Raw genomic sequence first — 15,322 nt, 5'->3', positions numbered from 1 at the left:
CAGTTTTGGTCTAGAGGTCGCCGAGGCCGTCGATCAGTGCCTGATTCTGCTCCGGCGTGCCGATGGAAATCCGCAGGAACTGGGCAATCCGCTCTTGCTTGAAGTGCCGAACAATCACGCCCTGTTCACGCAACTTCGCCGCCAGCCCCGCAGCATCGTGCTTCGGATGACGGGCGAAAATGAAGTTCGCCGCCGACGGCAACACTTCAAACCCTTTCGCTTCCAGTTGCGCGACCACTTGCTCCCGACTCTCGATGACCAACCGGCAAGTCTTGTCGAAATACTCGCGATCTTCGAACGCCGCCGCAGCCCCCACAATCGCCAGACGATCCAGCGGGTAGGAGTTGAAGCTGTTCTTGATCCTCTCCAGTGCCTCGATCAGATCCGGGTGCCCCACGGCCAGACCAACCCGCAGGCCGGCCAGGGAACGGGACTTGGACAGGGTCTGCGTCACCAACAGGTTCGGATAACGGTCCACCAGCGTGATCGCCGTTTCACCGCCGAAGTCGACGTAAGCCTCATCCACCACGACCACCGAATCCGGGCTGGCCTTGAGGATTTGCTCAACAGCATCCAGCGCCAACAGGCAACCGGTCGGCGCATTCGGGTTCGGGAAGATGATCCCGCCGTTCGGCTTGGCATAGTCCGCCGGGTTGATCTGGAACTGCTCGTCCAGCGCAACCGCATCGAACTTGATGCCATACAACCCGCAGTAAACCGGGTAGAAGCTGTAGCTGATGTCCGGGAACAGCAGCGGTTTATCGTGCTGCAGCAAACCGTGAAAGATGTGCGCCAGGACTTCATCGGAACCGTTACCGAGGAACACCTGATTGCCCTGCACGCCGTAGTACTTGGCAACGGCTTGCTTGAGCAGGTCGCTGTTCGGGTCCGGGTACAGACGCAGGTTGTCGTTCAGTTCGGTTTGCATCGCCGCCAGGGCTTTTGGCGATGGACCGTACGGGTTTTCGTTGGTGTTGAGCTTCACCAGTTTTGCCAGTTTCGGCTGCTCGCCCGGCACGTAAGGCACCAGATTCTTGACGAACGGGCTCCAGAATTTACTCATGTTCAGTTCCCCTGCTTGTCATCAAGAATGCGGTATTCAGCACTGCGGGCGTGAGCGCTCAGCGATTCGCCACGGGCCAGTACGGAGGCGGTCTTGCCCAGTTCGGAGGCACCCTGCTCGGAGCAGAAGATGATCGACGAACGTTTCTGGAAGTCGTAAACACCCAGCGGCGAAGAGAAGCGCGCAGTGCCGGAGGTCGGCAATACGTGGTTCGGACCTGCGCAGTAGTCGCCCAGGGCTTCGGAAGTGTGGCGGCCCATGAAGATCGCGCCGGCGTGACGGATCTGCGGCAGCCAGGCCTGTGGATCGGCGACCGACAGCTCCAGGTGCTCTGGGGCAATGCGGTTGGCCACTTCGATGGCCTGTTCCATGTCGCGAACCTTGATCAGCGCACCACGGCCATTGATCGAGGTTTCGATGATCTCGGCGCGTTCCATGGTTGGCAGCAGTTTGGCGATGCTTGCCGCGACCTTGTCGAGGAACTCGGCGTCCGGGCTGACCAGAATCGCCTGGGCGTCTTCGTCGTGCTCGGCCTGGGAGAACAGGTCCATGGCGATCCAGTCCGGATCGGTCTGGCCATCACACACCACCAGAATCTCCGACGGGCCGGCGATCATGTCGATGCCGACCTGGCCGAACACGTGGCGCTTGGCGGTGGCGACATAGATGTTGCCCGGGCCAACCACTTTGTCGACCTTCGGCACGCTTTCGGTGCCGTAAGCCAGCGCCGCAACCGCCTGCGCACCGCCGATGGTGAACACCCGGTCGACGCCGGCGATGCAGGCTGCGGCCAGCACCAGTTCGTTGACTTCACCGCGCGGGGTCGGCACGACCATGACCACTTCGGTCACGCCCGCCACCTTGGCCGGAATCGCGTTCATCAGCACCGAGGACGGGTAGGACGCCTTGCCGCCCGGCACGTACAGACCGGCGCGATCCAGTGGCGTGACCTTCTGGCCCAGCACCGTGCCATCGGCTTCGGTGTAGCTCCAGGAGTCCTGTTTCTGCTTTTCGTGGTAGCTGCGCACACGGGTCGCGGCTTTTTCCAGGGCTTCGCGCTGAGGCACGGTGATGCGGGTCAATGCCAGTTCCAGGCGTTCGCGCGGCAGGATCAAGTCCGCCATGGACGCCACTTGCAGGCCATCGAACTTCTGGGTGAACTCGACCACCGCCGCATCGCCACGCTCGCGCACGGCCTTGATGATGTCCAGCACCCGCTGATTGACCGAGTCGTCAGACACACTTTCCCAGCTCAGCAGATGATCCAGATGATGTGCGAAATCCGGGTCAGCAGCGTTGAGTCGGCGAATTGCAGTCGGTGCGGTCATAGCGAGAGCCTCATAGGATTGGCAAAAACTCGGGCGCCCTAAGCTAGCCGTTGATCCGCTTGGGCACCCGAGAATTCTGGCTATGAGGCGGATAGACGGGCGCGACTCAAGGTCGCGCAGGTGAATCAGCCGCGGTGTCGAGACTCCACTGCCTTGCGCAGGGTGTCGATCAACGCCTGGATACGGGCATGCTGCATTTTCATCGACGCCTTGTTGACGATCAGACGGGAGCTGATGGCAGCGATGAAATCCTGTGGCTCCAGGCCATTGGCCCGCAGCGTGTTACCGGTGTCGACCACGTCGATGATCTTGTCCGCCAGGCCGATCAGCGGCGCCAGTTCCATCGAGCCGTAGAGCTTGATGATGTCGACCTGACGACCCTGTTCGGCATAGTAGCGCTTGGCGACGTTGACGAACTTGGTGGCAATGCGCAGACGGCCCTTGGGCTCGACTGCGCCGACTTTACCGGCCGTCATCAGTTTGCACTGGGCGATTTGCAGGTCCAGCGGTTCGTACAGACCCTGGCCGCCGTATTCCATCAGCACGTCTTTACCGGCGACGCCCAGATCGGCGGCACCATGCTCGACATAGGTCGGCACATCGGTGGCACGCACGATCAGCAAGCGCACATCGGCCTGGGTCGTGGGGATGATCAGCTTGCGGCTCTTGTCCGGATTCTCGGTCGGCACGATGCCCGCTTCAGCCAGAAGCGGCAGGGTGTCGTCAAGGATGCGGCCCTTGGACAGTGCGATAGTCAACATGGGAAACGTCAGTCCTTATCAAGGTACTCATGCCCGGTCGCAAACGGCGCCGGACACACATCGAGCCGGAAACCGGCTCGACTTCAACAAATCAACGGACGCGTCCCTGCGCCCATGCAGCAGAAACTAGCCCGGTACGCGGCGGATCTTGGCGCCGAGCATCTGCAGCTTCTCTTCGATGCACTCATAACCACGGTCGATGTGGTAGATGCGATCGATCAGGGTATCGCCTTCGGCGATCAGCGCCGAGATCACCAGGCTGGCCGAAGCACGCAGGTCGGTGGCCATGACTGGCGCGCCCTTGAGCTTTTCGATGCCGGTGACGATGGCGGTGTTGCCTTCAACCTGAATGTGCGCGCCCATGCGGTGCAGTTCGTAAACGTGCATGAAACGGTTTTCGAAGATCGTCTCGATCACAGCACCAGTGCCTTCGGCAATGGCGTTGAGGGAGATGAATTGCGCTTGCATGTCGGTCGGGAACGCCGGGTATGGAGCGGTCCGCACGTTGACGGCTTTCGGCCGCTTGCCGTGCATGTTCAGCTCGATCCAGTCTTCACCGGTGGTGATTTCGGCGCCGGATTCACGAAGTTTTTCCAGAACGGCTTCGAGTATGGTCGGATCGGTGTCCTTGACCTTCACACGCCCGCCGGTGACCGCTGCCGCCACCAGATAGGTGCCGGTCTCGATACGGTCAGGCATCACTTTGTAAGTGGTCGTGTGCAGACGCTCGACGCCATCGATGGTGATGGTGTCGGTGCCGGCGCCGGAAACCTTCGCGCCCATGGCGTTCAGGAAGTTCGCCAGGTCGACGACTTCAGGCTCGCGAGCGGCGTTGGCCAGAACGCTGCGGCCCTTGGCCAGAGCGGCCGCCATCATGATGTTCTCGGTACCGGTCACGCTGACGGTGTCGAAGAAGAAGTGCGCACCGCGCAGGCCGCCTTCAGGGGCCTTGGCCTTGATGTAGCCGCCTTCGACATCGATGACCGCGCCCATGGCTTCAAGACCACGGATGTGCAGGTCAACCGGACGCGAACCGATGGCGCAACCGCCAGGCAGTGCAACTTCGGCTTCACCGAAACGGGCAACCATCGGGCCCAGCACCAGGATCGAGGCGCGCATGGTTTTAACCAGTTCGTACGGCGCGATCAGGGTCTTGATGGTGCGTGGGTCGATTTCGACGCTGAGCTTCTCGTCGATCACCGGCTCAATGCCCATGCGACCGAACAGCTCGATCATGGTGGTGATGTCGTGCAGGTGCGGCAGGTTGGCCACGGTCACCGGGCCATCGCACAGCAAGGTGGCAGCCAGGATCGGCAAGGCCGAGTTCTTTGCCCCGGAGATGCGGATCTCGCCATCAAGACGAGCGCCACCAGTAATAATCAATTTATCCATAAGAATCTCGACGCCCTTGGGCTCAGGTGCGCTCGGCCCAGGCCGCGCTGCTGAAAAATTTCATAGTGACCGCATGGATGCTGCCATCGACAATCCACGGGTTCAAATGGGCATAGACCTGCTGCTGGCGCTTCACCGGGCTCAACGCCGCCAGTTCATCGCTAATCACGTTAAGCTGGAAATTGCAGCCTTCGCCTTCAACTTCCACCTTCGTGTTTGGCAGCTTTCCTTCAAGGAAGCTCTTCACTTCTACGGCCTGCATGCTCAACCTCAATCGGCGCCCTGTGCGCGCGGGTCGGACATCATACAAAAAAGCCCCGCGCCTGCGAACCCCGCGAAGCAGGACTCTGACGGGGGGCTTCTTTATAGATGCGGTTCAGGGGTGCGCCAACAGCTCGGTCAATTCGCTGACCTGAGCGATTTTGCGCATGTCTTCGGGCATCGCGCGAATGCTCACGGCCTTGCCGGCCACCTGGGCATCGCGCATGAAGCACAGCAGCAGCGACAAGCCGACACTGCTGGACTTCTCCACTGCGGAGCAATCGACCACCAGCGCAGGCGCCTTGCTGGACTTGATCAGCACCTGCCCCTGCTTGCGCAAGTTCGGGCCGGTCCGGTAATCCAGCACACCGCTGAGCAGCAGCTCGCCGGTTTCGCTCATGCGAATGGCCGACTCACTCATTGGGCTTTCTTCTCGACAGCTTTTTCGGTGTTTTCCTTGGCTTTGGCGACTTCCCCGGCCCAACCATTGATGGTCTTGTCCAGGTCGTTGCCATTGCGCTGCATCGCATCAGCGAACTGATCGCGGAATAGCTTGCCGATATTGATGCCGTTGATGATGACGTTACGCAGCTTCCATTCGCCGTTGATCTTTTCGAGTGTGTAAGACACGGGATAGATCGCGCCGCTGCTGCCTTTGACCGTCATGCCAACGCTGGTACGGTCTCCCGATTCATCCTTGGCAGGCTCAACAGTAATGCCCTGGTTGTTGTATTCAAGCAATGCGTTGCCATAAAACTGGAACAGACCTTTTTTGAAGTTTTCTTCAAACGTCTTCATTTGCTCGGGCGTTGCTTTGCGCGAGTATTTGACGGTCATGATGCTTTTGGAAATGCCCTCGGCATCCACCACAGGACCGACGATGGTGTTCAACGCCGTATAAAAGTCTTGTGGATCCTGCTTGTACTTCTCTTTATTGGCCGACAGGTCGGCGAGCATCCGGGTCGTGGTGTCCTGAACCAGATCGTGCGCCGACTGCGCCGCGATGGCGTTAGCCATCAACGGCAAGGCTGCGAGCAATATCAACAGGCCACGTCGCAAGATAGAGATCATTGAAAAGCTCCTCATTTGGCGTCTTTGCTAACGGTATTGAGCAGAAATTTACCGATCAGGTCCTCGAGCACCAGCGACGACTGCGTGTCGTGGATGGTTCCACCATCCTTGAGCAGGGCTTGTTCCCCACCCACACTGATACCGATGTATTTCTCACCCAACAGGCCAGCGGTCAGGATAGATGCAGTGGAGTCAGTCGGCAGGTTATCTACGCGCTTTTCCAGTTGCATGGTCACCCGACCGGTGAAGCTGTCGCGATCCAGATCGATCGCAGTGACCTTGCCAATGGTCACACCGGCCATGGTCACTTTAGCTCTGACAGTCAAACCGGCGATATTATCGAAATATGCATAAAGTTTATAAGTATCGGTGCTCGGGCTCGGGGACAGGCCACTGACCCGCAACGCAAGCAACAGCAAAGCCAGGATGCCAGCCAGCAAGAAAAGGCCGACACCGATTTCCAGGGTGCGGTTTTGCATCAGAAATCTCCAAACATCAAGGCGGTCAGAATAAAGTCCAGGCCGAGTACCGCCAAAGAGGCGTACACCACGGTCTTGGTAGTGGCACGACTGATCCCCTCGGAAGTGGGCTCGCAGTCATAGCCTTGGAATACGGCGATCCAGGTCACGACGAAGGCAAAAACGATGCTTTTGATAATGCCGTTGAGCACATCGTCGACAAACGTCACGCTGTTTTGCATGTTCGACCAGTAGGAGCCTTCATAGACACCCAGCCAGTCGACGGCCACCCACGAACCGCCCCAGATACCCACCACGCTGAAAATCATTGCCAGCACCGGCAGGGAAATGAAGCCGGCCCACAGGCGCGGAGCAATAATGTACTTGAGCGGGTCAACCCCGATCATTTCCAGACTGGACAGTTGCTCGGTGGATTTCATGTTGCCGATTTCGGCGGTCAGCGCCGAACCCGCACGCCCGGCGAACAGCAAGGCCGTGACGACCGGCCCCAGTTCACGCAGCAGTGTCAGCGCAACCATCTGCCCGACAGCCTGCTCCGAGCCATAGCTGGACAGGATATTGAAGCCCTGCAGCGCCAGCACCATACCGATGAACACCCCGGAGACCACGATGATCACCAGGGACATCACGCCAACCGAATGCAGTTGCTTGACCAGCAGGCCAAAACTGCCGCCGATGCCACCGCGACCGAGCAAGGCATGAAACAGGAACAGCGCCGAACGCCCGAATACCGCCAGCACATCGATGCCGGCGTGGCCGAAACGGCGCACTCTTTCTATTAATGAAATCTTGCGCATCAGCGCTTCCCCAGAAGATCTGCGCGGTAATCCGTCGCTGGAAAGTGGTATGCGACCGGGCCGTCGGGTTCGCCAGTCATGAACTGGCGAATCCGTGGTTCCTGCGAAGTCATCAATTCCTTGGGTGTGCCCTGCCCCAACACTTGCCCGTCACCCACCACAATGATGTAGTCGGCGATGCTCGCGGTCTCGGCCAGATCGTGGGAGACCACGATGCTGGTGATGCCCAGCGCATCGTTGAGCAGGCGGATCAGGCGCACCAGCACGCCCATGGCGATCGGGTCCTGGCCGACAAAAGGCTCGTCGTACATGAGAATTTGCGGATCGAGGGCAATCGCCCGGGCCAGCGCGACTCGACGTTTCATGCCGCCGGACAATTCGTCAGGCATCAGGTCAATGGCGCCACGCAAGCCCACGGCCTGCAATTTGAGCAGGACAATATCGCGAATCATCTCTTCCGGCAGTGTGGTATGAACACGCAGCGGAAAGGCGACGTTCTCGAATACATCGAGATCGGTAAACAGCGCGCCGCTCTGAAACAGCACGCCCATGTGCTTGCGCGCATCGAACAAATCGCTGCGCGACAACGTCGGCAGGTTCTGGCCATTGACCCAGACTTCGCCGCTGGTGGGGCGCAATTGGGCCCCCATCAACCGCAACAGCGTGGTCTTGCCACACCCGGAAGGCCCCATGATGCCGGTGACTTTGCCGCGTGGTATGCGGATATCGATGTTATTGAAAATGCTGCGCGCACCGCGCTTGAAGGTCAGTCCCTTCAGCTCGACCGCGTAGGCGTTATCGGCACTCATCTAAACTCCTTGCGATGCAGCCTCTCACTCGGACGCCTGGCTTTCTGACGAAAGCACATACCTTCCCGGGCAGGCCGAACTGGCGGCGAACTATATCACTGCAAATGCCAAGCGCCCAAGGCCCAAGCCGGGCACGTTCAGCAACATGACCACCTGAAATCATCTATTTAGAGGGTCTCGGTAACAAGGAATGACAAACCGCGACGAACTTGCGTGAGGGTTTTGATCATTACCGTTATAATCGCCGCCTTTTCATCAGGCTATACGATTTCTGACATGAGCCAATCCAGCGACCTGATTCAATCTGCACAACGCACCATCCGTCTCGAACTGGAAGCCGTGCAAGGCTTGTTACCCCATATCGACGCGGATTTCGTACGCGCTTGCGAGATGATTCTGGCCAGCAAAGGCCGCGTAGTCGTGGTCGGCATGGGCAAATCGGGGCACATCGGCAACAAGATTGCCGCCACCCTGGCCAGCACCGGCACCACGGCGTTCTTCGTGCATCCAGCCGAAGCCAGCCACGGCGACATGGGTATGATCACGCGTGACGACATCATCCTGGCACTGTCGAACTCCGGTTCCACCAATGAAATCGTTACCCTGCTGCCACTGATCAAGCGCCTGGGCATCAAATTGATCAGCGTCACCGGCAATCCCGACTCGGCACTGGCCAAGGCTGCCGAGGTCAACCTCAACGTTCACGTCGAGCACGAAGCCTGCCCGCTGAACCTGGCGCCAACCTCATCGACCACCGCCGCTCTGGTGATGGGCGATGCCCTGGCGGTGGCGCTGCTGGAAGCCCGCGGTTTTACCGCTGAAGATTTCGCTTTTTCCCACCCAGGCGGCGCACTTGGTCGACGCCTGCTGTTGAAAGTGGAAAACGTCATGCACGCCGGGCAAGAGCTGCCGCAGGTTAAGCGCGGCACCCTGCTCAAGGACGCATTGATGGAAATGACCCGCAAGGGCCTGGGCATGACCGTGATTCTGGAAGCCAACGGTAAACTTGCCGGGATCTTCACCGACGGCGATCTGCGTCGCACCCTGGACCGCAGCATCGACATCCACAGCGCCACCATCGAGCAGGTGATGACCGCCCACGGCAAGACCGCACGTGCCGAGATGCTGGCTGCCGAGGCGTTGAAAATCATGGAAGACCACAAGATCAATGCACTGGTCGTTGTCGACAGCGAAGACCGCCCGGTCGGCGCCCTGAACATGCACGATTTGCTGCGCGCTGGAGTAATGTAATGAGCACGGACCTGCTGCAACGCGGCAAACAGATCAAACTGGCGGTATTCGACGTCGACGGCGTGCTGACCGACGGGCGCCTGTACTTCCTCGAAGACGGCAGCGAATTCAAGACTTTCAACACCCTCGACGGCCAAGGCATCAAGATGTTGATGGCAGCCGGCGTGCAGACCGCTATCATCAGCGGACGCAAGACCCCGGTGGTCGAACGACGAGCCAGGAACCTCGGCATTCCACACCTGTACCAGGGTCGCGAAGACAAACTGGTGGTGCTCGACGAGCTCCTTGCCCAACTCAACCTGAACTATGAACAAGTGGCCTACCTCGGCGACGACCTGCCGGACCTGCCGGTGATTCGCCGCGTCGGTCTGGGCATGGCCGTGGCCAACGCCGCCAGCTTCGTGCGTGAACACGCCCACGGCATCACCCAGGCCCGTGGCGGCGAGGGTGCCGCGCGCGAATTCTGCGAATTGATCCTGCGCGCCCAGGGCCGCCTCGATGCGGCCAACGCCGCGTACCTGTGAGCCCATCATGCTGAGCAAAAAGATTCGCAACATCCTGATATTCGGTTGCATCGCGGCGCTATTCGCTGCGGTCGGCTACTGGAACATCAGCCCGGAACGCTTCCTCGACAAGCCAGTGGCGCATGTCGATGAAGCCATGATCGACTATTACGCCACCAATGCCCACAGCGTGCAGTACCTGCCGGACGGCAAATTGCAGTACGAAATGACGTCCGACAAGGTCGAACACCTGAAAGCGACCGAAGTGACGTTGCTGTCCAATCCTGACCTGAACATGTTTCGCGGCACCGAATTCCCCTGGCACGTCCAGAGCGATCGCGGCGAAGTCAACCCGGACGGCACCCAGGTCGAGTTGATCGACTCGGTACGTATCACGCGTTTCGACGAAAAAAACCGTAAAACCCTGATTACCACCACCCGTATGACAGTGTTCCCGCAGCAGCAATATGCGCAGACCGATCAACCCGTTAGAATCGACGGCGCCGGCGGTGTATCGACAGGCAACGGAATGAAAGCGTACTTGAAAGAAAGCAGGATACACCTGCTATCGAACGTAAGAGGACAGTATGAGGCTCGTTAAAACCCTCCCTATTTTGCTCAGTCTGAGCGCAGCACTGGGAAGCGTGAGCGCCTGGGCTCTGCCGACCGATCAAGCGCAGCCTATCCGCATTCAGGCCGACGACGCCCAACTGGACGATAAGAATGGTGTTGCCACCTATAAAGGTGATGTGATCATCACTCAGGGCTCGATGAAGGTCACCGGCAACACCGTGACCATCACTCGCACCCCGACTGGCGACATCGACGTGGTGACCTCGGTGGGCAACCTGGCGTACTTCGAGCAATTGCAAACAGCTGGCGACACCAAGCCTGTTCAGGGCTGGGGCGTGACCATCCAATATCACGCCGCGCAAAACCGCGTCGTACTGATCGACAAGGCCAAAGTTGTCGACAAGGACAACAACGTCACCCAGGGCGAAAAAATCGTCTATGACACGGTGAAAAAACTCGCCAGCGCCGGTCGCGCCACAGGCAGCAAGGTCACCGAGGCACGTCCGCGTATCGACATGGTGATCCAGCCGAAGAAGAAAACCGACGAGAAAACCCAGTAATGGCAACTCTGAAAGCTCAGCATCTGGCCAAGAGCTACAAGAGCCGCCAGGTCGTGCGTGACGTCAGCCTGTCCATCGACAGCGGCCAGATCGTCGGCCTGCTTGGCCCCAACGGCGCCGGTAAAACCACCTGTTTCTACATGATCGTGGGCCTGGTACAGGCCGATCAGGGTCGCGTACTGATCGATGACCTGGACGTCAGCCACCAGCCGATGCACGGTCGCGCGAAGGCCGGTATCGGCTATCTTCCGCAAGAAGCGTCGATCTTCCGCAAGCTGTCGGTGACCGACAATATCATGGCCATCCTCGAGACCCGCAAGGAGCTCGACAAGGCCGGTCGCCGCAAAGAGCTGGAAAGCCTGCTGCAGGAATTTCACATCCACCACATTCGTGACAGCCTTGGCATGAGCCTGTCCGGTGGTGAACGCCGTCGGGTGGAAATCGCCCGGGCACTGGCCACCAACCCGAAATTCATCCTCCTCGACGAACCCTTCGCCGGCGTGGACCCGATCTCGGTGGGCGACATCAAGCAGATCATCCACCACCTCAAGGCCAAAGGCATTGGCGTGCTGATCACTGACCACAACGTCCGTGAAACCCTGGACATCTGCGAAACCGCCTACATCGTCAACGATGGCCAGCTGATCGCTGAAGGCGACTCCGCCACCATCCTGGCCAACGAACTGGTCAAGGAAGTGTATCTGGGCCATGAGTTCCGCCTGTAAGCGCTGAGGTGCCTGGCCAGTCGCCTTGGTGCTCATATCAATAAAAAATCAATAGTTTTTTATTGTTACAGCGCTCTAGGCAAACACTTCAGTTTCAGGCATATAATTTGCTTATGTTTGGCGCTTCGGCGCCCTGTAGTGGATGGCGCATGTGCGCCGGCGAATAAGGTGTTAAGCCCCTGCCATGAAACCATCGCTAGTCTTGAGAATGGGCCAGCAGCTGACGATGACACCGCAGCTGCAACAGGCCATCCGCCTGCTCCAATTGTCGACCCTGGACCTGCAACAGGAAATCCAGGAGGCCCTGGAGTCCAATCCGATGCTCGAACGCCAGGAAGAAGGCGACGACTTCGATAACGCAGACCCCTTGGCCGACAAAGCCGAACAGCAACCCAACACCGACATTCAGGAACCCTCCTACCAGGAAACCGCCCCGACGGTGGATAACCTTGAGGAAGGCGACTGGAACGAGCGCATTCCCAACGAATTGCCTGTCGATACCGCCTGGGAAGACGTCTACCAGACCAGCGCCAGCAGCCTGCCGAGCAACGATGACGACGAGTGGGATTTCACCACCCGTACTTCGGCCGGTGAAAGCCTGCAAAGCCATTTGCTCTGGCAACTGAACCTGGCACCGATGTCCGACACCGATCGCCTGATCGCCGTGACCCTGATCGACTGCATCAACAATCAGGGCTATCTGGACGAAACCCTCGAGGAAATCCTCGAGGCCTTCGATCCGGAACTGGACATCGAACTGGACGAAATCGAAGCCGTCCTGCACCGCATCCAGCAATTCGAGCCCGCCGGTATCGGCGCCCGCAACCTCGGTGAATGCCTGCTGCTGCAACTGCGCCAACTGCCCGCCAAGACCCCTTGGCTGACCGAGGCCAAGCGCTTGGTCACCGATTACATCGACTTGCTCGGCAGCCGCGACTACAGCCAGCTGATGCGCCGCATGAAGCTCAAGGAAGATGAACTGCGCCAGGTGATCGAACTGGTCCAGAGCCTCAACCCGCGCCCGGGTTCGCAAATCGAGTCCACCGAAGCCGAATACGTCGTTCCCGACGTGATCGTGCGCAAGGACAACGAGCGCTGGCTGGTGGAACTGAACCAGGAGTCGGTGCCGCGCCTGCGGGTCAACGCCCAATACGCCGGCTTCGTACGCCGCGCCGATACCAGCGCTGACAACACCTTCATGCGTAATCAACTGCAGGAGGCTCGCTGGTTCATCAAGAGCCTGCAAAGCCGCAACGAAACCCTGATGAAAGTGGCCACCCAGATCGTCGAGCATCAACGCGGCTTCCTGGAGTACGGCGACGAGGCCATGAAACCGCTGGTGCTGCATGACATCGCTGAAGCGGTGGGCATGCACGAATCGACGATTTCACGGGTGACCACGCAAAAATTCATGCATACCCCACGGGGCATCTATGAACTGAAATACTTTTTTTCCAGCCACGTCAGCACCTCCGAAGGCGGTGAATGCTCGTCTACGGCGATCCGCGCGATCATCAAAAAACTGGTTGCCGCGGAAAATCAGAAAAAGCCGTTGAGTGACAGCAAGATCGCTGGTTTACTGGAGGCACAAGGCATTCAGGTGGCTCGCCGCACCGTCGCCAAGTACCGCGAATCCCTAGGAATCGCGCCTTCGAGCGAACGCAAGCGGTTGATGTAGAGCCACGCCACAGCGTTCCAGTGGTAGATCATCGGATCTACCGCTTTATGCACTGGCAACGAAGGAGAAGCTGTATGCAAGTCAACATCAGTGGACACCAACTGGAAGTGACCGAACCTCTTCGCACCTACATCGGCGAAAAACTCGAACGATTAGAGAGGCATTTCGACAAGATCACCAACGTGCAGGTCACGATGACGGTCGAGAAGCTCAAGCAGAAAATCGAAGCCACGCTGCATATTCCCGGCAATGAGGTGGTCGCTAACGCGGAACATACCGATATGTACGCAGCGATCGACGCACTGACCGACAAGCTGGATAAACAACTCAAAAAGCATAAGGAAAAGACCCAGAGCCTCCTCCAGGGCGCGACCGGTCGTTAACACTCCCAACCCATGATCCGACTTGAAAGCATCCTGACCCCCGGCCGTTCCCTGGTGAACGTGCCGGGCGGCAGTAAAAAGAAAGCCCTCGAGCAAATTGCCAACCTCATCCATCGCGAAGTGCCGGATCTGGCCATGCAGGATGTCTTCGAGAGTCTGGTCGCCCGTGAAAAACTCGGTTCCACCGGCTTTGGCAACGGTATCGCCATCCCCCACTGCCGTCTCAAGGGCTGCGGATCGCCCATCAGTGCCTTGATGCACCTGGATGCACCCATCGATTTCGACGCCATCGACGGTGCCCCGGTTGACCTGCTGTTTGTACTGCTGGTCCCCGAAGCCGCCACCGATGCGCACCTGGAGTTGCTGCGCCAGATCGCCAGCATGCTTGATCGCAAGGAAGTGCGTGAAAAACTGCGCAGCGCCCCGAGCAACGAAGCCTTGTATCAGGTTGTCCTGGACGAGCAAAACGGTCACTAATCATGCGCCTGATCATCGTCAGCGGCCGCTCCGGCTCAGGTAAAAGCACTGCCCTCGATGTTCTCGAGGACAACGGCTACTACTGCATCGACAACCTGCCGGCCGGTCTGTTGCCGGAACTGGCCGAACGCGCACTGATTCACACCGAACTGGCACAACCTCTGGTGGCCGTGTCCATCGATGCACGCAACTTGCCGAGCCACCTGTCACGGTTTCCCGAATTGCTGGAAGAAGTCCGCAGCCGGCATATCCAGTGCGATGTGCTGTATCTGGACGCCGATGAAGAGACCCTGCTCAAACGATTTTCGGAAACCCGCCGTCGTCACCCGCTGAGCAGTGCCAATCGCTCGCTGGCGGAGGCGATAGAGGACGAAACCAATCTGCTGGGGCCGATCGCCGACCTGGCCGACCTCAAGGTCAACACCACCAATCTGAACCTGTATCAGCTGCGCGATACCATCAAGCTGCGCCTGCTGAATCAGCCGGAGCCCGGTACTGCGTTTCTGGTGGAGTCTTTCGGGTTCAAGCGTGGCATGCCGGTGGACGCCGATCTGGTGTTCGACGTGCGCTGCCTGCCTAACCCTTACTGGAAACCGGAGCTGCGGGCACAGTCCGGGCTCGATCAACCGGTGGCCGACTACCTGGCGGCGCAGCCGGATGTCGAGGAAATGTTCCAGGACATTTCCTCCTACCTGCTCAAGTGGCTGCCCCGCTTTGCCGCCAGCAACCGCGCCTATGTCACCATTGCCATTGGCTGCACCGGCGGGCATCACCGCTCTGTCTACCTGACCGAACGTCTGGGCCAGGTCCTGCAACAATCCCTGAAGAACGTCCAGGTTCGCCACCGCGACCTCAGCTAAAGGATTCACATCGCGATGCCTGCTCTGGAAATCGAAATCATCAACAAGCTGGGCCTGCATGCCCGCGCGTCTGCAAAATTCGTTGGCGTCGCCGGGCAGTTCCCTTGCCAGATCCGAGCTGGCCGTACACCGGAAACGATGGTCGATGGCAAAAGCATCATGGCCATGATGATGCTCGCGGCCGGCAAGGGCACCAAAATCCACCTGAAAACCGAAGGTGAACAAGAGCAGGAAGCTATGGATGCACTGGTGGCGCTGATCAACAACTTCTTCGACGAAGGCGAATAAAGATCAATGAATTACGGCTTTCGATTGCGCCCACGGATGCGTAGGCGCTGACGAAACTGCGAT

The 15,322-nt window shown here is 58.9% G+C and carries 20 protein-coding genes; 10 read left to right on the top strand and 10 right to left on the bottom strand.

Annotated elements, in window-relative coordinates; genetic code table 11:
* Positions 1 to 10: 10 nt before the first annotated feature.
* The 10 genes from hisC to ACEN8R_RS00180 all read right to left on the bottom strand — a co-directional run bounded on the left by hisC (position 11) and on the right by ACEN8R_RS00180 (position 7,961).
* On the bottom strand, positions 11 to 1,063 hold the full coding sequence (gene hisC, locus ACEN8R_RS00225) for a histidinol-phosphate transaminase (RefSeq protein WP_018927193.1): 1,053 nt from the start codon (positions 1,061 to 1,063) through the stop codon (positions 11 to 13).
* 2 nt (positions 1,064 to 1,065) lie between these two features.
* Positions 1,066 to 2,391, bottom strand: coding sequence for a histidinol dehydrogenase (gene hisD, locus ACEN8R_RS00220; protein WP_018927194.1), 1,326 nt, complete (start codon positions 2,389 to 2,391; stop codon positions 1,066 to 1,068).
* A 125-nt stretch (positions 2,392 to 2,516) separates the two neighbouring features.
* Positions 2,517 to 3,152, bottom strand: a complete 636-nt coding sequence (gene hisG, locus ACEN8R_RS00215; protein ID WP_007941260.1) for an ATP phosphoribosyltransferase — start codon at positions 3,150 to 3,152, stop codon at positions 2,517 to 2,519.
* 126 nt (positions 3,153 to 3,278) lie between these two features.
* Positions 3,279 to 4,544, bottom strand: a complete 1,266-nt coding sequence (gene murA, locus ACEN8R_RS00210) for a UDP-N-acetylglucosamine 1-carboxyvinyltransferase (protein WP_018927195.1) — start codon at positions 4,542 to 4,544, stop codon at positions 3,279 to 3,281.
* A gap of 22 nt (positions 4,545 to 4,566) precedes the next feature.
* Positions 4,567 to 4,806, bottom strand: coding sequence for a BolA family protein (locus ACEN8R_RS00205; protein WP_018927196.1), 240 nt, complete (start codon positions 4,804 to 4,806; stop codon positions 4,567 to 4,569).
* Positions 4,807 to 4,920: 114 nt separating this feature from the next.
* Positions 4,921 to 5,226 (bottom strand): STAS domain-containing protein, encoded by a 306-nt coding sequence (locus tag ACEN8R_RS00200; protein ID WP_018927197.1) that lies wholly within the window; start codon positions 5,224 to 5,226, stop codon positions 4,921 to 4,923.
* Complete coding sequence (locus tag ACEN8R_RS00195; protein ID WP_064620291.1) at positions 5,223 to 5,876, bottom strand: MlaC/ttg2D family ABC transporter substrate-binding protein; 654 nt, start codon at positions 5,874 to 5,876, stop codon at positions 5,223 to 5,225. The genes ACEN8R_RS00200 and ACEN8R_RS00195 overlap by 4 nt, the downstream gene beginning before the upstream one ends.
* Positions 5,877 to 5,887: 11 nt before the next feature.
* Complete coding sequence (mlaD, locus tag ACEN8R_RS00190) at positions 5,888 to 6,355, bottom strand: outer membrane lipid asymmetry maintenance protein MlaD (RefSeq protein WP_007941252.1); 468 nt, start codon at positions 6,353 to 6,355, stop codon at positions 5,888 to 5,890.
* Positions 6,355 to 7,152, bottom strand: a complete 798-nt coding sequence (mlaE, locus tag ACEN8R_RS00185) for a lipid asymmetry maintenance ABC transporter permease subunit MlaE (protein ID WP_026286502.1) — start codon at positions 7,150 to 7,152, stop codon at positions 6,355 to 6,357. Before mlaE ends, mlaD begins: the two co-directional genes overlap by 1 nt.
* The gene (locus tag ACEN8R_RS00180; protein ID WP_018927201.1) at positions 7,152 to 7,961 is read right to left on the bottom strand and encodes an ATP-binding cassette domain-containing protein; all 810 of its coding nucleotides are present in this window, start codon (positions 7,959 to 7,961) and stop codon (positions 7,152 to 7,154) included. Before ACEN8R_RS00180 ends, mlaE begins: the two co-directional genes overlap by 1 nt.
* A 276-nt stretch (positions 7,962 to 8,237) precedes the next feature.
* Between ACEN8R_RS00180 and ACEN8R_RS00175 the strand changes: the two genes are divergently transcribed.
* From ACEN8R_RS00175 to ACEN8R_RS00130, 10 genes are all read left to right on the top strand, one after another.
* Positions 8,238 to 9,212 (top strand): KpsF/GutQ family sugar-phosphate isomerase, encoded by a 975-nt coding sequence (locus ACEN8R_RS00175; protein WP_086944705.1) that lies wholly within the window; start codon positions 8,238 to 8,240, stop codon positions 9,210 to 9,212.
* Positions 9,212 to 9,736 (top strand): KdsC family phosphatase, encoded by a 525-nt coding sequence (locus ACEN8R_RS00170; RefSeq protein WP_064620298.1) that lies wholly within the window; start codon positions 9,212 to 9,214, stop codon positions 9,734 to 9,736. Before ACEN8R_RS00175 ends, ACEN8R_RS00170 begins: the two co-directional genes overlap by 1 nt.
* 7 nt (positions 9,737 to 9,743) lie before the next feature.
* Positions 9,744 to 10,316, top strand: a complete 573-nt coding sequence (lptC, locus tag ACEN8R_RS00165; RefSeq protein ID WP_018927204.1) for an LPS export ABC transporter periplasmic protein LptC — start codon at positions 9,744 to 9,746, stop codon at positions 10,314 to 10,316.
* Positions 10,303 to 10,848 carry a lipopolysaccharide transport periplasmic protein LptA gene (lptA, locus tag ACEN8R_RS00160; protein ID WP_019581168.1) on the top strand — a complete coding sequence of 182 codons (546 nt, stop codon included), beginning with the start codon at positions 10,303 to 10,305 and terminating at the stop codon, positions 10,846 to 10,848. The genes lptC and lptA overlap by 14 nt, the downstream gene beginning before the upstream one ends.
* Complete coding sequence (gene lptB, locus ACEN8R_RS00155; protein WP_018927206.1) at positions 10,848 to 11,573, top strand: LPS export ABC transporter ATP-binding protein; 726 nt, start codon at positions 10,848 to 10,850, stop codon at positions 11,571 to 11,573. Before lptA ends, lptB begins: the two co-directional genes overlap by 1 nt.
* A 184-nt stretch (positions 11,574 to 11,757) precedes the next feature.
* Positions 11,758 to 13,251 (top strand): RNA polymerase factor sigma-54, encoded by a 1,494-nt coding sequence (locus ACEN8R_RS00150; protein WP_064620307.1) that lies wholly within the window; start codon positions 11,758 to 11,760, stop codon positions 13,249 to 13,251.
* Positions 13,252 to 13,325: 74 nt separating this feature from the next.
* Positions 13,326 to 13,634, top strand: coding sequence for a ribosome hibernation-promoting factor, HPF/YfiA family (hpf, locus tag ACEN8R_RS00145; RefSeq protein ID WP_007941242.1), 309 nt, complete (start codon positions 13,326 to 13,328; stop codon positions 13,632 to 13,634).
* A gap of 12 nt (positions 13,635 to 13,646) precedes the next feature.
* The gene (ptsN, locus tag ACEN8R_RS00140; RefSeq protein ID WP_018927208.1) at positions 13,647 to 14,111 is read left to right on the top strand and encodes a PTS IIA-like nitrogen regulatory protein PtsN; all 465 of its coding nucleotides are present in this window, start codon (positions 13,647 to 13,649) and stop codon (positions 14,109 to 14,111) included.
* Between the two features lie 2 nt (positions 14,112 to 14,113).
* Entirely contained in the window at positions 14,114 to 14,971 is an 858-nt protein-coding gene (gene rapZ, locus ACEN8R_RS00135) for an RNase adapter RapZ (RefSeq protein ID WP_018927209.1), read from the top strand.
* A 15-nt stretch (positions 14,972 to 14,986) separates the two neighbouring features.
* A complete protein-coding gene (locus ACEN8R_RS00130) occupies positions 14,987 to 15,259 on the top strand; it encodes an HPr family phosphocarrier protein (protein WP_018927210.1) in 273 nt (90 codons plus the stop codon).
* Positions 15,260 to 15,322 lie beyond the last annotated feature (63 nt).

The organism is Pseudomonas sp. Pseusp15 (assembly GCF_059492165.1).
This window is presented reverse-complemented; position numbering and strand designations above follow the sequence as displayed.